Source organism: Ruegeria sp. AL12 (genome assembly GCF_056540885.1).
On record NZ_JBQFXN010000004.1, the window covers coordinates 242,455 to 261,634 of the forward strand.

Genomic DNA, 19,180 nt, shown 5'->3' on the forward strand with positions numbered 1-19,180 from the left:
ATAAATTGCTGCGGGCAGATGCAGAGCGGGGAAAACCTCGCCGAAATGAAACAGCTCGCAAGCCACGGGGATCCCAAAATATGTCGACTATGACTGACCCACCGAAAGCTGATTTTCGGTTGTCTATGCTCATAAACGATACCCGCTATCGCTCTCTTACATTTCAGGTGATTGCGGCCATCGTCATTGCGCTTTCCATCTGGTATCTGGGCAACAACCTGATCCAGAACCTCAGGGCCGCAGGGCTCAATATTTCCTATGCTTTCCTCGGCGATTCCGCCGGGTACGACATCAACCAGCGTCTTGTTGAATATGACAGTCAGTCATCGCATGCACGCGCGGCACTTGTCGGTTTGCTGAACACATTGCTCGTGGCCTTCCTGGCCTGTATCACTGCAACGGTTTTCGGTGTGATCGCGGGTGTTCTGAGACTGTCGAACAACTGGCTCGTGTCGAAGCTGATGGCCGTATACGTCGAGATCTTCCGGAACATCCCGGTTCTGATCTGGATCATCATCATCTTCACAATCATGACGGCCGTGTTGCCGGCGCCAAGCGCGTTCCGGGGGGAAAACCCGACGTCTTCGATGCTGTTTGGGTCCTTTGCCTTTACCAATCGGGGCATCTATTTCCCGAGTCCCGAATTCGCCAATGGCCTGTTTGCATCGGCGGCCCTGAACTGGTTGCTGGTCATCGCCGTCCTGATCGGATCGTGGTTCGTCAGTGGCGAAGTCGAAAAGCGCGCGACCAAGAAGCAGGAAGAAACCGGCGAGCGCCCGGCGACTCTGTTGCCCAAACTGGCAATCTGGCTGGTGCCTTTTGTACTGTTGATGATCATCATGGGCCTGACCTGGGATGTCCCCGAGCTGAAGCGCTTTAACTTCAGCGGTGGACTGAATGCCGGTGGTCCACTGATTGCGCTGTGGTTTGCCCTGTCGATCTATACCGGCGCCTTTATCGCGGAAAACGTGCGTGCGGGCATTCAGGCGATCAGCAAAGGTCAGACCGAGGCTGCCGCCGCGTTGGGCCTGCGTCAGGGACGGATCATGAAACTGGTCATCCTGCCCCAGGCATTGCGGGTCATCATCCCGCCGCTGATCTCGCAGTATCTGAATATCACCAAGAACTCGTCTCTTGCGATTGCCGTTGGCTACGCGGATATCACCGCAACACTGGGTGGTATTACCCTGAACCAGACCGGCCGGGCGATTGAATGCGTTCTCCTGCTGATGTTGTTCTACCTCACGGCCTCGCTGCTGATTTCGACGGGGATGAACATCTACAACGCTTCCGTCAAGCTGAAGGAGCGCTGAGCCATGAGTGATCAAGCAACAAACCCGATCGCCTTCGTGGCCGAAGGCACCATCCCGCCCTCACCGCCGCCGGCAAATGAGACCGGCGTCATCAAATGGCTGCGCGAGAATCTGTTCTCAGGGGTCGTCAACTCGATCCTGACAGTTCTGTCGCTGATCCTGATCTACATTCTTCTAAAGAATACCCTGCCATGGATTCTGAACGGAGTGTGGAATGCCAACTCGCTCGCGGAATGCCGCGAGATTCTGGGGGACAAGACCGGAGCCTGTTTCGCGGTTCTGACGGAACGCTGGCCGCAGCTGATCTATGGGTTCAAGTACCCCGTCGATGCCTATTGGCGGCCGAACCTGGCCTTTGTGCTGATGCTGGTGGCGATTGCGCCGGTGCTGTTCTTTGACTTGCCTCGCAAGATGCTGTTGTTCACTGCGGTCTATCCCTTCCTGGCTTTCTGGCTGATCTGGGGTGGCACGATCCTCGTGCCTCTGGTTGCACTAGTTGGCTGCATAGCCGCCGGTGGTGTCTTCCAGAAGCTGGGCAACAACAACTTTGCCGCCGGATTCTTCGGAGCGATTGTGACGGCACTGGTCATCTGGAACGTCGGAGGGGCCCTGATCCCGGAAGGCGCATCAGAGAATGCGTGGCTGACGGCCGTTCCCAGTCGTGACCTGGGCGGTTTCATGCTGAACATGATGCTGGGTGTAACCTGTGTGTCGCTGTCGGTACCACTTGGGATCGCACTGGCCTTGGGGCGACAGTCGAACATGCCGCTGATCAAGTGGGTCTGCGTCATCTTCATCGAGTTCATCCGCGGCGTGCCTCTGATCACGCTGCTGTTCGTGGCTTCGGTGATGCTGGCCTATTTCTTCCCGCCTGACAGCACGGTCGACCTGTTCCTGCGCGTTGTGATCATGATCACCATGTTCTCGTCCGCCTATATCGCCGAGGTGATCCGCGGCGGTCTGGCAGCGCTTCCGCGCGGGCAGTACGAGGCGGCAGACAGCTTGGGCCTTGATTATCCGCAGGCGATGCGGCTGATCATCCTGCCGCAGGCGCTGAAGATCTCGATCCCCGGGATCGTGAACGTGGCCGTTGGCCTGTTCAAGGATACGACACTGGTTTCGGTCATTTCGATGTTCGATCTGGTGGGCATGATCCGGGGGCCCATCCTGGCGTCGACCGAATGGAACGGCGTCTACTGGGAGCTTCTGGGCTTTGCCGCGCTTCTGTTCTTCGTCGTCTGTTACGGCATCTCTCAATATTCTCAGTGGCTCGAGCGTCGCCTTGCCACAGATCATCGTTAAGGAGTTCAACACATGTCTGAACTTGCAATCGACCGCGAAATCGACCGCTCCAAGATGCAGGTGAGCGACGAGGTCGCCATTGAAATCAACAGCATGAACAAGTGGTACGGGTCCTTCCACGTGCTGCGCGACATCAATCTGACCGTCAATCAGGGCGAGCGGATCGTGATCGCGGGCCCGTCAGGGTCGGGCAAATCCACCCTGATCCGCTGCCTGAACGCGCTGGAAGAACACCAGCAAGGCAAGATCGTGGTGGACGGGATCGAGCTGTCGAATGACCTGAAGAACATCGACAAGATTCGCTCCGAGGTCGGAATGGTGTTCCAGCACTTCAACCTGTTCCCGCATCTGACCATTCTGGAAAACTGTACGCTGGCCCCGATCTGGGTGCGCAAGACGCCCAAGAAAGAGGCTGAAGAGCGTGCAATGCACTTCCTGGAAAAGGTAAAAATCCCCGAGCAGGCTGACAAGTTTCCCGGTCAGCTTTCCGGCGGTCAGCAGCAGCGTGTGGCGATTGCCCGCTCGCTCTGCATGATGCCACGGATCATGTTGTTCGATGAACCGACATCGGCGCTGGACCCCGAGATGATCAAAGAGGTGCTCGACACCATGATCGAACTGGCCGAGGAAGGCATGACCATGCTGTGCGTGACGCACGAGATGGGCTTTGCCCGTCAGGTCGCCAACCGCGTGATCTTCATGGATGCCGGTCAGATCGTGGAACAGAACGAACCCGAAGAGTTCTTCAACAACCCGCAAAGCGAGCGGACCAAACTGTTCCTGAGCCAGATTCTGGGTCACTGACCCCTTTGATTGAGACACGGCGGGGGCCAGGTCACTAACCCGCTGCCAAATATCGAGATGAGCGAGCCGCGCCTAAATGGCGGCTCGCTTTTTTTTGGGGCCTCAGAGGTTTGGTAAACACCTGATGATTTTAGGCTGACGGAACCTCGGTGATTTGATCGGTCGTGTTACCAGACAAAAGAGTTTTCGCACAAACCCGATCAAGCCCAGTTTACAAAAGTTTGCCTACTTGAGCTTCCAGGTGTTTTTCATCGGTTGTCCGCCTTCGTATATTCGGAATTCGTTTGAACCGATCCGTTCAATGCTCCAACACTTCTGGCCCCAATCCCCTTGTTCACACCATTGGTCATCTTTGACGAACCAGTCTCCGGAATATTTGTCCTTTCCGTTCCAAAGGCCATTGAGTTTGCCATTCTTCTTACGTGTCGCCTTGCTGTAGGCTTGCACCCACGGGGTCTTTCCGTCGTTGTTGGAAATGCCTGACAACTGGTTGCCGGGTATTGTGGCAAGAAGCTCTTCTTGCGTCATGAATTCCTGTGCAAATGACATTGTTGGCGCCATGGCCCCAAAGGCCGCGGCAGCCACTACCCCGCATATGACAGGGCGCACATTTTTCAGCTGAAAGATACGAAACCCGTAAGACATGAAGCAAATCCTTTCCAGTAAATCTATAATCGTAGTAATAATTCCCGCAATGAAATGCTGCGAGTGCTCAACGGCCAGATAATAGCATAGAGCCTATTAATCACCAAAATCCCGACCAGAAGGCATACGGTGGACGCAATTCAGATCCCCCACAGGGAGGTTGCGCGCAGTTGTCAAAGACGGGTGATCTTGGCCGTCATTGGCACAAAAGATCGGAAATTGGTGTGAAGGCAATCGAATTCTTAGCCTGAATGTGCTGCAAAACCGAGGCCGCCGATCCGCCTTTTTCTATTCGATCAACTCACGCGGGATGGTGAACCCCAGCAACGTTCCGGTTTGCCATCGGACCTCGGCCCAGCTGTTTATGTCGAATGACATGACGGTTGTTGCACAGGTTGGATAATCGAAAAAGCGTGTATGATTTGGCGGTTGCCGCACCAGACGGTTGGCGAAATCGGCGATCCCGGGATTGTGGCCCAGCATCAATACCGCCAGTTCCGTAGCACCTGAAAGTTCCCGCAGCATGACCTTTGGATCAGCGTGGTAGAGCGCGCTGTGAAAGCTGACTTTATCGGCCTGCAAACCCATGCGATCCCATGTCTCGCGGGTGCGGGTTGATGTAGAGCTCAGGACTTCATCCGGCAACCAGCCGTGGTGACGCAACCAAGCAGCGATGGCCAGGGCCGACTTTCGTCCACGCTTGTTCAGCGGGCGGTCATGATCGCCAAGACCCGGGCTATCCCAGCTGGATTTCGCATGACGTGTCAGGATCAGAATTCGGGTCATGACGGATGAAAAGCTTTCATGTGATGGGCTGATTGTTCCGGGTCGCGTCCTGCGCCCGCGCTCAGGGGGCAGGCAAGGCGGGCCAGACACCCGCCCACCATACAGGTTTGACCTTCAGCGGTGCCCAGATGGTCGTGGCATGCATCGACGTCATAGAACTCCTGCGCGTTCAGCGCGCTGACCGGGCAGGTCGTCGTGCAAGGTGCGGCGCAGCTTTCGCAAGGCGACACGCCGGAAGGGGCCGGGATGGCGAACTCTGCGGCAAAATGCAGTGCGCCCCGATAGGAAATCATCATCCCAACGGTATCATGCACCAATGCCCCGACCGGGCTGCTGAACGTCCGCCCTGATTTGAGCGCCCAGTCAATGAATGGCGTGTACGGAGGGCCACCGAACGGGAAATACGCCTGTGCGCCCAGCCTTTCGGCCATCTGACCGACGACCCTTTGCGACCATCGGTCAACGGGGTCGGCGTGGTGCCATTCCGGTGAGGCCTTCAGTACGGGCCAGAAATCCGGCCCGGCCCCCAACAGGATCAGCGTACCGGTTTCGAGGTCTTTGGCTGCAACATGGCGAGGATGCAGCGCGCCCATGACCAACAAACCAGCATCACGGGCGGCGTTTTCAACCTGTTCATAAGGCGTCGCGTCAGGATCAGAGGAAGGCTGTGCAAGATGTGTCATGTCTCCTCCTCCTCTCTTGCGGGGATCAGTCCGGGCGTATCAGCGACCCGGCCCCATGTTCGGTGAACAGCTCCAGCAGCACGGCATTGGGTGCGCGCCCATCAAGTATGACGACGGCCCGAACGCCGCTGTGCAGGGCGTCCAGCGCGGTTTCTGTCTTGGGTATCATACCGCCTGCAATGGTGCCTTCGCGGGTCATTTCCCTTATCTGACCGGCCTTGAGTTCGGTCACGACCTCGCCCGCCGCGTTCTTGACACCGGAAACATCCGTCAGCAGCAACAGACGGTCTGCCTTGAGCGCAGAAGCGATTGCCCCGGCTGCCGTGTCGCCATTGACGTTGAATGTTTCACCGTCGCGGCCTGCACCAAGCGGGGCAATGACCGGGATTACGTCATGTGAAAACAGATCATACAGGATCTTCGGATTCATCTCGGCCGGGGTGCCGACAAAACCCAGCGACGCATCCGTCTGATCACAGACCATCAGGCCTGCGTCCTTGCCGGACAGGCCTACGGCTGATCCGCCCTGATCATTGATCGCCTGTACGATGCGCTTGTTCACGAGCCCGGACAGAACCATTTCGACCACTTCAACCGTGGCCTTGTCGGTCACTCGCTTGCCGTTCACGAATTCGGATTGAATGTCCAACTTGCCCAGCATTGCATTGATCATCGGACCACCGCCGTGGACGACCACCGGGTTCACACCCACCTGGCGCATCAGAACCACGTCCCGGGCAAAGCTTTCCATCGCCTCGTCGCTGCCCATGGCGTGTCCGCCAAGTTTGATGACGACGATGGCTCCGTCATAGCGCTGTAGATAGGGCAGGGCGCTGTTGAGTGTGGCTGCGGTGGCGATCCAGTCCCGGTTCATATCTCGTGTCTTCATAGCTAAAGTCCTTCTGGAAAACCGTGTTAGGACCTTTGCCCCACGCTGCCAAGGGCGAAGCTATTCCAGATGCGCAATGATGGACCGCAGGGTCGCGATGCCGTCACCTTTTTCGGAAGAGGTAAGCACGATTTCCGGAAAAGCCGCGGGATGTTGGGACAGCGCGGCCCGGGTTTGTTCCAGCACCTTTTCACGATCCTTGGCTTTGACCTTGTCCGCCTTGGTCAGAACGCATTGAAAGGTCACGGCGCTGGTGTCCAGCAACTTCATGATTTCGTCATCGACCGGTTTTACCCCGTGGCGCGAGTCGATCAGGACAAAGGCACGGCGCAGTGTCTGGCGCCCGCTGAGATATTGTTTCAGCAGCTTCTGCCACTTCTCGACCACTTTCACCGGGGCGTTGGCATAACCATAGCCCGGCAGGTCCACGAGATAGAGTTCAGGGCCTTGGGTGAAAAAGTTGATCTCTTGCGTGCGGCCAGGCGTGTTGGATGCGCGGGCCAGACCCTTCGTGCCGGTCAAGGCATTGATCAGGCTGGATTTGCCCACGTTCGAACGCCCCGCAAAACAGACTTCCAACCGGTCAGGGGCGGGAAGGCCATTCATGGCGACAACGCCTTTGACGAACTCGGACGGGCCTGCAAACAGTTTGCGGCCTCGCTCCTGGGCGAATTCATCCGGGTCTTCGGCCAAGGGGAAGGGAAGCGTGGTCATAGCACCTGCACCTCATCGTTGACGCGGATTTCGCCGCCCTGAACGACCTCGGCGTAAACGCCGAAATCCTGATGGTCCCAACTGTTCAGGGCGCGCAGGGTGTCTGCGTCCCTCTCACCGGTTTCGGGATTGGCGGTGGTGGCCATACATCGCGTGATCCGCTCGCGTACGCGAAGCACGGCCTCGCCAATGCGCACGTCACGACCCAGCCAGTCAAACTCATCCCACAACGGCAGACCTTCGAACCAGATATTGCCGCGCCACCGAACAATGGACAGAGTCTGGCCCAGCTTCTGTTCGACTGCGCGATGCGATGCCATGTTGCACAGGCTGATCGATGGAAAGTCGCTGTCCGTCATACCGCGCCCCGGAACCCGAACGATCCGGGCAGATGCAGCCCGGTTCGCCGGCATAATCGGTTTCACCCAGTCCAGAAAAGCCTCTTGTTCGGTGTCCGGCGCAAAACAAAGATCCGGTCGTTGCGGGTGGCGCAATATAACCCGGTCGCCCTGCAATTCGGCCGAAATGGCCATCAACTGAGGCGCTTTTGAACCGCGGCTGAAATTGAAACAGGGTGCCCATTCCGAACCATCGGTTTTGGCGGCCTCATGAGCGACCGCCCAAACGCGATCCCCGGGCATGGTCTGCCCGGGGATGAGTGTGACGTGGCTCAGGGCTTCTCGCCCATGGCTTTTGATCGGGTGGCGCCAAAGGCTTGAGACCGTTCCGCTCATTTGTTGTCCGTTTTTGGCGTCCGCTTGAAACCGGACTTTATGTTTCCGAATACATCCGGCTTATAACCCTGGCTGCGCATGATCAGATATTGCTGTGTGAATGTGATCGTGTTGTTCGCGATCCAGTACACGACCAGACCACTGGCGAAACCACCCAGCATGAACATGAAGACCCAAGGCATCCAGGCAAAGATCATGGCCTGTGTCGGGTCAGTTGGCGCCGGGTTCAGTTTCTGCTGCAACCACATCGAAATACCCAGCAGCAGTGGCAGAATACCGATGAAGATCAGCGCCATCAGGCTTTCGGGTGCAGGTGCGGCCCAAGGCAGCAAGCCAAAGAAGTTGAAGATCGACGTCGGATCCGGCGCGCTCAGGTCCTGGAACGGGCCGAACCATGGGGCCTGACGCAGTTCGATCGTCACGAAAATCACCTTGTACAGCGAGAAGAAGATCGGAATCTGCAACAGAATTGGCAAGCAGCCTGCGGCAGGGTTCACCTTTTCCTTTTTGTACAGCTCCATCATACCCTGCTGCATTTTCTGGCGATCATCGCCTGCGGCTTCTTTCAGGGCTTCCATTTGCGGCTGCAATTCCTTCATCTTCGCCATCGACACGTAGGACTTGAAGGCAAGCGGGAACAGGATGGCCTTGATGATCAGCGTCAGGCCGATGATAGACCAGCCCATGTTTCCAATCAGGGCATTGATGTTGTGCAGCAGCCAGAAGATCGGCTTGGTCAGGAAGTAGAACCAACCCCAGTCGATGCTGTCGATGAACTTCTGAACACCTTCTGCTTGATACTCCCGGATGGTTTCCCATTCCTTGGCACCGGCGAACAGTCTGGTCGTGACCTCTTCCGTCGTACCGGGCGCGACTGTCAGCGTCGGCAGAACCGTTTCCGTTTGATAGATTTTGCGACGTGAATCGTATTTGGCAGCAGCCTTGAACGCTGCACCCTCGGCCGGGATCAGGGTGGTCATCCAGTAGTGATCCGTGAACCCGATCCAGCCGCCTTCTTTGACCTGATAGACCTCGGCCTGTGCGCGTTCATTGGGGTCGATATCGAAATCGCGTACATCGCCATAGTCGATCTCATCCAGAACGCCGTCAGCCATAACCATGACGCCTTCGTGAAGAATAAAGAAGTTCTTCAGGCCCGGCAGGTCACCGTCTTCGCCTACACCGTGGCGTGCCAGAATGCCGTAGGGGGCCATGCCGACCTCAGCGTCCGTGGTGTTCTCGACAGACTGGGTGACCGAGAACATATAGTCTTCATCAACGGCAATGGTGCGGCGGAAGGTGAGGCCGTTTCCATTGTCCCAGGCCAACGTGATCGGAGTGTCAACACCCAGAGTTTCGCCCTGCTCAAGCGTCCAAAGAGTGTTCGGGCCGGGAACGTCCGTGACCGACAGGCCCGCGCCGGGGGCCCAGCCATAAAGGGCATAATAGGCAGAGTCACTTCCAACCGGGGACAGAAGTTCGACGATCGGAGAATCCTCGGCCAATGAAACCTTGTAATCCTTCAGCGACAGCTCATCAATTCGGCCACCGGCAAGCGACAGGCTGCCCGTCAGGCGGGGCGTGTCGATGCTGACGCGGGGCGCTTCGGGTTCGGCTTCGGCCTCAGTGGCGCTTGCAGTTGCTTCGCCGACCGTACCGGTATCAGCGGCGCTGGGCGTCTGAACCTCATTCCCTTCGATGCTGGCGATTTCAGCCTGTTCCGTGGTTGGTGAGGGTTCCGGCGGAGGGAACAGCACGAACCAGACCAGGATCACGAGAAAGCTGAGCGCGGTTGCGAGGATGAGATTCTTGTTCTGATCGTCCATCTGGGACAGCCACCTTGAGCAGTGAAAGACACCCGCAGGGTTCAACAGAGTGCAGGCCCAAAGGTCAAGCGGAATCGCTCGTCATTTCGTCACGGATTGGTCTTCTGTGGCGCAGTTTCCGGTTCTTCAGCCGGTTTGCCGCCCGATTTTGGGCATTCCGTCGATCTTGTTGCAATGAGACGTGATCCAGCCCTTGGTTTTTTCGAAAGGCATGGGCTTGCCGATGCCAAACCCCTGAACGTGGTCACATCCCAATTGCGCCATCAAGGCGTGTTCCCCGGGCGTTTCAACACCTTCAGCAAGCGTTTCCAGACTCAGCCGTTCTGCCATGGTCAGAATTGCGCTGGCCAACTGCTGCTGGCTTGGGTCCTGGTCCGCCTTTGTCACGAAAGAGCGGTCGATTTTGATCCGGGACACGTTGAACCGCTTGATTGACGCGATCGAGGCATGCCCTGTGCCGAAATCGTCCAGATCGATACAGCACCCCATCGCGGCCAAGCCCGTGACATTGCGGGTGATTACGTCATCCGGCCCTCTGGAAAACACGGTCTCCAATACTTCGACCGCCAATCTGTCCGGGGTCAGATCGCATTGATCCAATTCCCATTTCAGGCGGTCGATCAGCCCCGGGTCACGCAATTCGTCCGACGAAAAGTTGATGCCGATGCGTGGTACGGTCAGACCGGCGCGATCCCATTCGCGCATTGCGCAAAAGGCGTGATGCCGCATCGCCTGCCCCAGCTTGCCCATCAACTCCGCCTGTTCGGCAAAGGGCAGAAAGACATTGGGACCCAGCACTCCTTTTTTCGGGTGTTCCCAGCGGGCCAGAGCCTCGAACCCGGACACGCGCCCGGTATCCGTCGAGATCTGCGGTTGAAACCATGGACGAATTTCACCGCTTTCCAGCGCCGCATCAAATTCCTTGCGCAGATTGGTTCTGACCTGAGCCCGGCGACGTGTTTCGGACGAAAAGGCACGAATCGTCGACGGCCCGTTTTGCTGTGCTTCTTGCAGCGCGTTGTTTGCAGCGTCGCACCAATCCGTCGCGGTGCCGTCGGGGACATTGCTGCTGAGGCAGAAACCGATGGAGCAGGACATGTAAACTCCGGTTCCGTTCAGCATGATGGGGTCTTCGACCGCGGATTGCATTCGTCCCGACATCTGAATGCAGGTTTCCAGATCAAGCTGTTGCGCCGGGTGCAGAACAACCATCATCTTGTTTCCATCGATCCGGGTCGCGGAGTCACTGGCGCGGATCATGGACATGACACGAGAGCAGAATTGCAGTGCCACATGGTTTGCTGCTGCTTGGCCATGCAGATCGAGCATTTGCATATAGTCGTCCAGGATCACAGCGAAACAGGCCGACGTTTCACCGCTGCGGCGACTATCCGAGAGCACCTCTGCCAGAACAGTTTCGAACTGGTCATTCGGCAGCAGGCCACCTTGTTGCCGTTTCCTGTCTGCCGGGTTGGGGGCCATTGCCGCTATGCCGGCAATCATCATGGGCAAGCCCAGAGCCACCGCGACCAAAGCGCGTTCACCGCCAAGCCAGAACGCCCCCAGGCTTGTTGCCGGAACAAAGGCGAGAACGGCTGGGCCGTATGCCACATTTCTCAAAGCTTCAATAATACGGTCGACGAAAGGATGATTCCGCATCGGGTCCTGACCTTGGGCATGAATGGTGTGCCGAGCCTAGGAAACCAGTCTGAGTCAGTCGTTAACGCAGAAGCGGTATTTCTTCCAAATTTTCCGCTTTTTCGTCAGAGTTTACGGAAAGATTAACAAAATCAAAGAGTTTTGCATCCAAAAGGTGCGACGGGCGCGCATTTGTTAACGCGCGGAACATAACCTGCCGCCGGCCCGGACTGTTCTTTTCCCATTGATCGAGAATCTGTTTGACCTGCTGCCGTTGCAACCCGTCCTGACTGCCGCACAAATCGCAGGGGATGATCGGATATTGCATGGCCTTGGCAAATTTCTCGCAGTCGGCTTCGGCGACGTGGGCAAGCGGGCGGAAGACAAAAAGATCTCCCTCTTCATTCACCAGTTTCGGTGGCATGGTGGCCAGACGGCCTCCGTGGAAGAGGTTCATGAAAAACGTTTCGAGAATATCGTCGCGGTGGTGGCCCAGCACGACGGCGGAACAGCCTTCTTCCCGGGCAATGCGATACAGGTTGCCGCGGCGAAGTCGCGAGCACAGGGCGCAATATGTTCGGCCCTGCGGGACCTTGTCCATCACAACAGAGTACGTGTCCTGGTACTCGATCCTGTGTGGCACACCCATGCGGTCCAGAAACTCTGGCAGGACCGTTGCCGGAAATCCGGGTTGTCCCTGATCCAGATTGCAAGCCAGAAGATCGACGGGCAGCAATCCGCGCCATTTGAGTTCGTAGAGGACGGCCAGCAGCGTATAACTGTCCTTGCCGCCCGACAGGCAGACAAGCCAACGCGGCGGTGTGCCGGTCTTGTCATGGGCGGAGGGGTCCACCATCCCGTATTGCTCGATCGCTTCGCGGGTCTGGCGCACGATGCGTTTGCGCAGTTTCTTGAACTCGGTGGTCGAGGGCGCGCCGGCAAAGAGCGGGTGGATATCGTCTGCATCATCAAACATGCGCTGCCCCTACAGCAGATGGCGCAACCGGGCAAGTGGCGGGTCAGCCAAGCCGCGCCAGCAGGGCGCCGGTATCCAACCCGGCTACTGCTCCGGGAATGCGGCCGCTATCGCCTGAAAGACGTGTGGCAACAAAGCCGTCAGCCACAGCGCCGGGCGCATGGCGCAGCAATTGCGAGGCTGTCAGCAGCAGAGCCGTACGTTCAGCGTACCAGCGCGCTTCGGCCTCGGGCGGCGGACCGGGCCAGCGGCTGCGATGCGCGGTCAGAGCTGCGTCATATCTTCTGTCCGTGCCTCTCACCGCATCCAATTCGGCCCCCAGAACCTCGGCGGCCTGCGGCTCACGCGTCAGGGTGCGCAGGATATCGAGGCAGATCACATTGCCTGACCCCTCCCAGATGCTGTTCAGGGGCGCTTCACGGTAGATCAGGGGCAAGGGCGTGTCTTCGACGTACCCCATGCCGCCCAGCACTTCCATCGCTTCGACGACGACGACCGGGCAGCGCTTGTTGTTCAGGAACTTGGCCAATGCGACGCCGATCCGGGCAAAGGCCTTGTCTTCGGGTGTCTGGCCGTCAAATGCCTGCGCCACACGCATTCCCAGAGTCACTGCGCCTTCCCAGTCCAGAACAAGGTCGGACAGGACCGCTTGCATCAGCGGTTGATCAATCAATCGGCGCTGAAATGCGCTGCGGTGTTCCACCCAATGATGCGCTGCGCTGAGCGCGGCACGCATCAGCCCGGCCGGTGCCATGGCTGTATCAAGCCGCGTGTGGTGCACCATTTCCAGTATGGTGCGTATGCCCGCGCCTTCTTCGCCCAACTGATAGGCCAGCGCGTCATGATACTCGATTTCCGAGGATGCGTTGGATTTGTTGCCCAGCTTGTCCTTCAGACGCATCAGGTGGATCGCATTGCGCTCGCCCTCGAGCCAGCGGGGCACCAGAAAACAGGTCAACCCGCCGGGCGCCTGTGCCAGTGTCAGGAACCCATCCGACATTGGCGCGGAACAGAACCATTTGTGCCCGCGCAAGCGCCAGTGATCCCCGTCGCGGGTCGCAATGGTCGTATTGGCGCGTATATCCGAACCGCCCTGTTTCTCGGTCATCGCCATCCCCAGCGTCGCGCTGGTCTTTTGACCGATCGGTTCCTTCGAAGGATCATAGTGGCGGGCCATGAGTTTTGGCTGCCAGAGAGTGGCAATGTGTTCATTGGCGGCCAGTGCAGGGATTGCTGCATGGGTCATGGTCATCGGGCAGCAATGCCCGGGTTCGACCTGCCCGGCCAAATAGACCATCGCCGCATGGGTCGCATGCCCGCCGGGCTGTTCATCCCAGGCCAGCGCGGCATAGCCCGCCGATTGGCTGATCTGCATCATCTGATGATAGGCCGGGTGAAACCGCACCTCGTCCAGGCGTCTGCCGCCGGGATCGAACAGCCGCAGCTCTGGCGGATGCCGGTTGGCTTCCCGACCCATTTCCCGCGTTTCTTCGGTTCCGAGTGTGTTGCCATATGCCGCCAGTTCCACAGCGCGCGCGCCCGCTGTCTTTGCTGCGTCTTGCAGGACCGGATCGGACAGCCAAAGATCGGCGTCGCCGCGCACGGGCGGTTGGTTCAGGACATCGTGGGTTGGCAGGGTGTCGCGCGCAGGAGATTTCATCGGGACCTCGGGTTGTGCAGGTCCAACTGTTCAGGCGCGACACTTGCCGGTCAAGTCTGACGGGGGGTCAGGACGAAGGGTCGTTATGCTTGTCGTCAGGTACCGGATCATACCCGTCGCCGCCCCAAGGGTGGCAACGGCAGATCCGATGAGCGGCCAGGTAGGATCCTTTGACCGCCCCGTGTTTCTCCAGCGCCTCAAGCGCATAGGCGGAACAGGTGGGTTGGTAGCGACAGTTGAAACCGACCCATGGGCTGAAGATCAGCCGATACGCCCGAACAGGCAGGGCAACGATATGGGACAGGAAGGTCATTTTTCAGCCGCATGCACCTTGCGGAGCGCATAGCGCAGGTCGTCCAGAAGTGCGTCATAGGGGCGGTTGGCGGTAACTTCGGCGCGGCCGATCAGAACGTAATCCCACCCGTCGCGGCCGGCTTCGGGCAATACGGCCCGTGCGGCTTCGCGCAGACGGCGCTTGGCGCGGTTGCGGGCCACGGCATTGCCCACTTTTTTCGAGCAGGTGAACCCCACGCGAATCCCGTTGCCCTCGCCGGGGTCACGCTTGCGGGCCTGAACCATCATCGAAGACGTGCCTTGTCGGCGGGCACGGGCCGCTTTCAGAAAGTCGGACCGTTTCTTGAGAACGGTCAGGGGTGCAGATGCACAAACGGACGCCGCCGGGGGCTTGTTCCCGGGGTGGTTCCTACCAACCTCAGGGGCCTCCGGCGGCGTCATGTTCATAACCTGATCGGTGAGCGGTTTACGCGCTCAGCGATTTGCGGCCGCGTGCGCGACGTGCATTCAGGATCTTGCGGCCGGCCTTTGTGGCCATGCGCGCGCGGAAACCGTGGCGGCGTTTGCGAACCAGGTTCGAAGGCTGATAGGTGCGTTTCATCGCTCCGTCTCCAATCTATGCGGTCGGGTGCGGCGCGGATTCGCCTGCCCGTGGTGTTCGAAGCCCGTCCTCTACTGCCAAGCGGGGGGTAAGTCAAACCCCAACGGCCAGGTTTTCGCAGCTTTTGCAACAATTCTGTAACCGGCAACGGCAAAAGGTTTCAAAATACCCGTTTATCGCCGGAATCCCTCACATTCGGTGCCACACAGATCAAGGCCCCGTGATCCCCCTGTTGCTGGCCCGTCAGTCAGCGCATCTTGGGCACAAGATGAAGCACAAAGAACCGGAAAATCTGATGTCCGACACAAGCCAGGCGCCGCGCAACGGTGTCGCGCGCCACATTCCGCTGCTTGTAATCCTGAGCGTTGCCGTTGTCGGCTTTTTCACGCTTGGGGATTACCTGACTTTCGAGACCTTGCGGGACAATCGCGAGGCGCTTCTGGCGTGGCGGGACGGTCACTATTGGATCATGGCAGCCGCTTTTGTCGCCATTTATATCGTCATAGTGGCCTTTTCACTGCCCGGTGCCGCGGTGGCTTCGATGACGGGCGGTTTTCTTTTCGGTCTTTTTGCGGGAACCGTTTTCAATGTCGTGTCCGCCACCATCGGTGCGTCGGCGATCTTTCTGGCGGCGCGCTGGGGCTTGGGCGAAGCCCTGACGTCGCGCCTGGAATCATCAGAAGGCACGGTCAGGAAACTGAAGGACGGTCTGCGGGAAAACGAAATCTCGGTGTTGTTTCTGCTGCGACTGGTGCCGGTCGTGCCGTTCTTTGTTGCCAATCTGGTGCCGGCTTTGGTCGGTGTGAAGTTCCGCAATTTTCTTTTGACGACCGCGCTGGGCATCATTCCCGGAGGTATCGTGTACACGTGGATCGGGGTCGGCTTGGGTGGTGTATTCGACCGTGGGGAAACGCCTGATGTTTCGTTGCTGTGGGAACCGTTCGTGATCGGGCCGATTATCGGGTTGTGTATATTGGCCGCCTTGCCCATCGTTTTCAAAGCACTGCGCGCGAAAAGAGGCACCTGAACCATGAAAGAGTTGAAAACCGATCTCCTGGTCATTGGCGCCGGGTCCGGAGGATTGTCCGTCGCCGCGGGTGCCAGCCAGATGGGCGCGGATGTTGTCCTGCTGGAAGGGCACAAGATGGGTGGGGATTGCCTGAATTTCGGCTGTGTCCCGTCGAAGGCGCTGATTGCAAGTGGCAAAGCGGCCCACGCTCAGGCGCATTCCGTTCGTTTTGGCGTCGCTGATACAATCCCTCAGATCGACTACGCCGCAGTAAAAGATCATGTTCATGATGTGATCGCGCAGATCGAACCGATGGACAGTCAGCAGCGGTTCGAAGGCTTCGGCGTGAAGGTCATCCGCGAATATGGCACGTTCATATCCCCTGAAAAGGTGCAGGCCGGGGATCATGTCATCTCTGCGCGTCGCATCGTCATCGCGACCGGTTCATCACCGCTGGTGCCGCCGATTCCGGGGTTGGACACAGTGCCCTATTACACGAACGAAACCATCTTTGACTTGAGAGAGCGGCCAGATCACCTGCTGATCATCGGGGGCGGCCCGATCGGGATGGAGATGGCGCAGGCCCATATACGCCTCGGCAGCAGGGTGACGGTCGTCGAAGGGCTCAAAGCCTTGGGCAAAGATGATCCCGAGGCTGCCTCCGTGGTGCTGGATACCCTGCGCAGTGAAGGCGTGGACATCCGGGAAAACGCCATGATCGCGCAGGTTCGCGGAACAGAGGGCGCTGTGGAGGTCGTTGCCGAAAACGATGAAATTCACCGGGGCACTCATCTTTTGATCGCTGCCGGTCGCAAAGCCAATATCGAGCGTCTGAACCTGGAGGCAGCAGGAATTGAACGCACGAGAACCGGCCTCAGGACGGATGACGCGCTGCGCACGACCAATCGCCGCGTCTATGCGATCGGAGATGTGGCCGGTGGCCTGCAATTCACCCATGTTGCAGGGTATCATGCAGGTGTCATCATTCGCTCGGCCCTGTTCGGTCTGCCGTCCCGGGCGAAAACGGCACATATCCCGTGGGCCACCTATACGGACCCGGAGCTGGCGCAGGTCGGACTGACCGAAGCTCAGGCCCGCGAGGCGCATGGAGAAAAGCTGGAAATCGCCCGCTTTGACTATCACCACAATGACCGGGCGATTGCCGAGCGCAAAACCAAAGGCTTCGTCAAGGTCATGGTCGTGAAAGGCCGACCTGTCGGCGCCACAATCGTCGGGCATCAGGCGGGTGAGTTGATCAACTTGTGGTCGTTGGCTTTGGCCAATAACCTGAAGATGGGGCAGATCGCTGCCATGGTTTCACCCTATCCGACGATCGGAGAGCTTAACAAACGTGTGGCGGGTGCTTATTTCTCGCCAAGGCTGTTTGAGAATCAGACAGTTAAACGAGTGGTCAGGTTCGTCCAGCGCTGGATTCCCTGACCTGAGGAGGGGCGCAAATTGAACTCGCTATCGGGCCGATTTCTGATCCTGACGACGGTCTTCGTCATGTTGGCCGAGGTTCTGATCTTTGTCCCGTCGATCGCCCGGTTCCGCGAGGACTTTCTGCTGAACAGGCTCGAACGCGCGCAGATCGCCTCGCTGGCTTTGCTGGCGGACGATATGCTGGCGGAAGATCTTGAGGCGGAACTGCTGGCAAACGCAGGCGTCTACAATGTCGTATTGCGACGGGATGAGGTTCGGCAACTGATGCTGTCGTCGCCGATTCCCGATCCAATCGCCGACACGTTCGATTTGCGGGATGCAAGCCCCTGGGTTCTGATCCGGGATGCAATCAGCCGCTTTCTCAAGCCCGAAAACGAAGTCATCCGGGTCATCGGAGAACCGGTCAAGGGGGCAGGCCTTCTGATCGAAGTCACCATGGACAGCATGCCGTTGCGAACGGCGATGATTGACTACGGATTGCGTATTCTCGGTCTGTCCTTTGTGATCTCCATCATCACGGCGTTTTTTCTGTTTCTCGCCGTACGCGTCGTACTTGTGCGGCCCATCAAAAGCGTCGTCGGCTACATGCAGCGCTATGCCAGTGCGCCAGAGGATGCGCGTGGCATAATATCGCCGAATTCGAAGGTGACGGAGCTGCGCGAGGCCGAGGAGGCACTGAAGATGCTGCAAACGGACCTGACCCAGGCGCTCAAACAGCGGGAAAGGCTGGCGCAGCTTGGGGGGGCCGTCGCCAAAGTCAGCCATGACTTGCGCAATATCCTGACGTCGGCGCAGCTGTTTACCGATCGGATCGAGGCCAGTGATGATCCGCTGGTGCGGCGGATGGCGCCGAAACTGGTGAATTCCATCACCCGGGCCGTGTCTCTTTGTGAAAGCACATTGGCCTTTGGCCGCGCGGAAGAGCCCGCGCCCACCCTGACTATGGTTCCGATCCGCGCAATCGCGGCAGATGTCGCGGCCAGCGAACAACTCGCCGTCGCCGATGCCTGCGTCGAGATCGTGAACGAAGTGCCGGACGCGCTTGTGGCCCGTGCCGACCCCGAACAATTGTACCGCGTCATCATGAACCTCGTGCGCAACGCAAGACAGGCTCTGGTTGCCTCTGGAAAACCTGGCCGGGTTACCATTGCGGGCTGTGAATACGACGACGCTTGGTGCATCGAAATCCGCGACACGGGGCCGGGTCTTCCCCCCAAGGCGCGCGAAAACCTGTTCACGCCTTTCCAGGGCGGGGTCCGAAAGGGTGGCTCGGGTCTTGGGCTGGCAATCTCGCAGGAGCTGGTGCGCGGCCATGGCGGGGATCTGGTTTTGAAAGAGACCGGCCCCGAGGGAACAGTCTTTGAAATCCGCCTTCCGCGCGGGGACATGACTTTTTGATTTTTTTTTGAAGAATCGGCTTGCACGTCTCGGGCAGCAGGTCTAAACACCGCCTCACCAACGCGGACCGATAGCTCAGCTGGATAGAGTACTTGACTACGAATCAAGGGGTCGGGGGTTCGAATCCTCCTCGGTCCGCCACTTTCCTTTGAATTCATTGGAAAAAATGGCGGTTTTTACCAGCTACCCGCCAACATACCCGCCAAAGTGGTGGCTAGTTTCGAATGGCCTGTAGACATCGACGGATTGATACCGGGAAATAACTCGTCAGTTCAAACTGACTATGAGTTACCTGATCGGGTTCAGCCAAATATTCTATCCGTTTACTGTTTTTTGCTGGGCGACAGACTTCCATACAAGTTCTAAGTTAACTCCTAGGCTCAGGATGCATTGATTTTAGCTGCGCTGCGTGACTCACGGCTCCCAGAACGGAGCGGAGACATGAGCGATCTTTATTGACGAACC

19 protein-coding genes and 1 tRNA gene are annotated in these 19,180 nt (G+C 58.2%); 7 read left to right on the forward strand and 13 right to left on the reverse strand.

Features of this window, described 5'->3' with window-relative positions:
• Positions 1-80 precede the first annotated feature (80 nt).
• The 3 genes from ACR0C6_RS13635 to ACR0C6_RS13645 are packed head-to-tail and all read left to right on the forward strand — an operon-like array spanning position 81 to position 3,419.
• The gene (locus tag ACR0C6_RS13635; protein WP_480619758.1) at positions 81-1,313 is read left to right on the forward strand and encodes an amino acid ABC transporter permease; all 1,233 of its coding nucleotides are present in this window, start codon (positions 81-83) and stop codon (positions 1,311-1,313) included.
• Positions 1,314-1,316: 3 nt separating this feature from the next.
• Entirely contained in the window at positions 1,317-2,615 is a 1,299-nt protein-coding gene (locus ACR0C6_RS13640) for an amino acid ABC transporter permease (protein ID WP_171119635.1), read from the forward strand.
• Between the two features lie 12 nt (positions 2,616-2,627).
• Complete coding sequence (locus tag ACR0C6_RS13645; protein WP_152456919.1) at positions 2,628-3,419, forward strand: amino acid ABC transporter ATP-binding protein; 792 nt, start codon at positions 2,628-2,630, stop codon at positions 3,417-3,419.
• A 225-nt stretch (positions 3,420-3,644) separates the two neighbouring features.
• On the opposite strand, the gene ACR0C6_RS13650 is transcribed toward ACR0C6_RS13645, so the two are convergent.
• The 13 genes from ACR0C6_RS13650 to rpmH all read right to left on the reverse strand — a co-directional run bounded on the left by ACR0C6_RS13650 (position 3,645) and on the right by rpmH (position 14,865).
• On the reverse strand, positions 3,645-4,064 hold the full coding sequence (locus ACR0C6_RS13650; RefSeq protein ID WP_480446732.1) for a hypothetical protein: 420 nt from the start codon (positions 4,062-4,064) through the stop codon (positions 3,645-3,647).
• Positions 4,065-4,352: 288 nt separating this feature from the next.
• Positions 4,353-4,850: a SixA phosphatase family protein gene (locus tag ACR0C6_RS13655; protein WP_480619761.1), complete on the reverse strand. Its 498-nt coding sequence runs from the start codon at positions 4,848-4,850 to the stop codon at positions 4,353-4,355.
• A complete protein-coding gene (locus ACR0C6_RS13660; protein ID WP_480619763.1) occupies positions 4,847-5,533 on the reverse strand; it encodes a ferredoxin in 687 nt (228 codons plus the stop codon). Before ACR0C6_RS13660 ends, ACR0C6_RS13655 begins: the two co-directional genes overlap by 4 nt.
• Positions 5,534-5,558: 25 nt before the next feature.
• The gene (argB, locus tag ACR0C6_RS13665) at positions 5,559-6,422 is read right to left on the reverse strand and encodes an acetylglutamate kinase (RefSeq protein WP_480619765.1); all 864 of its coding nucleotides are present in this window, start codon (positions 6,420-6,422) and stop codon (positions 5,559-5,561) included.
• A gap of 60 nt (positions 6,423-6,482) precedes the next feature.
• Positions 6,483-7,136, reverse strand: a complete 654-nt coding sequence (gene yihA / locus ACR0C6_RS13670; RefSeq protein WP_480619767.1) for a ribosome biogenesis GTP-binding protein YihA/YsxC — start codon at positions 7,134-7,136, stop codon at positions 6,483-6,485.
• Positions 7,133-7,870 carry an MOSC domain-containing protein gene (locus ACR0C6_RS13675; protein ID WP_480619769.1) on the reverse strand — a complete coding sequence of 246 codons (738 nt, stop codon included), beginning with the start codon at positions 7,868-7,870 and terminating at the stop codon, positions 7,133-7,135. The genes yihA and ACR0C6_RS13675 overlap by 4 nt, the downstream gene beginning before the upstream one ends.
• Positions 7,867-9,696 (reverse strand): membrane protein insertase YidC, encoded by a 1,830-nt coding sequence (gene yidC / locus ACR0C6_RS13680; protein WP_480446727.1) that lies wholly within the window; start codon positions 9,694-9,696, stop codon positions 7,867-7,869. The genes ACR0C6_RS13675 and yidC overlap by 4 nt, the downstream gene beginning before the upstream one ends.
• A 126-nt stretch (positions 9,697-9,822) precedes the next feature.
• The gene (locus ACR0C6_RS13685) at positions 9,823-11,355 is read right to left on the reverse strand and encodes a putative bifunctional diguanylate cyclase/phosphodiesterase (protein ID WP_172978450.1); all 1,533 of its coding nucleotides are present in this window, start codon (positions 11,353-11,355) and stop codon (positions 9,823-9,825) included.
• A 61-nt stretch (positions 11,356-11,416) separates the two neighbouring features.
• Positions 11,417-12,310, reverse strand: a complete 894-nt coding sequence (gene ttcA / locus ACR0C6_RS13690) for a tRNA 2-thiocytidine(32) synthetase TtcA (protein ID WP_152456926.1) — start codon at positions 12,308-12,310, stop codon at positions 11,417-11,419.
• 43 nt (positions 12,311-12,353) lie between these two features.
• Positions 12,354-13,970 (reverse strand): acyl-CoA dehydrogenase family protein, encoded by a 1,617-nt coding sequence (locus ACR0C6_RS13695; RefSeq protein WP_480446724.1) that lies wholly within the window; start codon positions 13,968-13,970, stop codon positions 12,354-12,356.
• A 67-nt stretch (positions 13,971-14,037) separates the two neighbouring features.
• A complete protein-coding gene (gene yidD / locus ACR0C6_RS13700; protein WP_152456928.1) occupies positions 14,038-14,283 on the reverse strand; it encodes a membrane protein insertion efficiency factor YidD in 246 nt (81 codons plus the stop codon).
• A complete protein-coding gene (rnpA, locus tag ACR0C6_RS13705; RefSeq protein ID WP_480446723.1) occupies positions 14,280-14,705 on the reverse strand; it encodes a ribonuclease P protein component in 426 nt (141 codons plus the stop codon). The genes yidD and rnpA overlap by 4 nt, the downstream gene beginning before the upstream one ends.
• Before the next feature lie 25 nt (positions 14,706-14,730).
• Positions 14,731-14,865 (reverse strand): 50S ribosomal protein L34, encoded by a 135-nt coding sequence (gene rpmH / locus ACR0C6_RS13710; RefSeq protein ID WP_005980833.1) that lies wholly within the window; start codon positions 14,863-14,865, stop codon positions 14,731-14,733.
• A 295-nt stretch (positions 14,866-15,160) separates the two neighbouring features.
• Between rpmH and ACR0C6_RS13715 the strand changes: the two genes are divergently transcribed.
• The 4 genes from ACR0C6_RS13715 to ACR0C6_RS13730 all read left to right on the forward strand — a co-directional run bounded on the left by ACR0C6_RS13715 (position 15,161) and on the right by ACR0C6_RS13730 (position 18,856).
• On the forward strand, positions 15,161-15,892 hold the full coding sequence (locus ACR0C6_RS13715) for a TVP38/TMEM64 family protein (RefSeq protein ID WP_480446722.1): 732 nt from the start codon (positions 15,161-15,163) through the stop codon (positions 15,890-15,892).
• Positions 15,893-15,895: 3 nt separating this feature from the next.
• Positions 15,896-17,314, forward strand: a complete 1,419-nt coding sequence (locus ACR0C6_RS13720; RefSeq protein WP_480446721.1) for a dihydrolipoyl dehydrogenase family protein — start codon at positions 15,896-15,898, stop codon at positions 17,312-17,314.
• 18 nt (positions 17,315-17,332) lie between these two features.
• Complete coding sequence (locus ACR0C6_RS13725) at positions 17,333-18,715, forward strand: sensor histidine kinase (protein WP_480446720.1); 1,383 nt, start codon at positions 17,333-17,335, stop codon at positions 18,713-18,715.
• Positions 18,716-18,779: 64 nt separating this feature from the next.
• A tRNA-Arg gene (locus tag ACR0C6_RS13730) sits at positions 18,780-18,856 on the forward strand.
• The last annotated feature ends 324 nt before the right edge of the window (positions 18,857-19,180 follow it).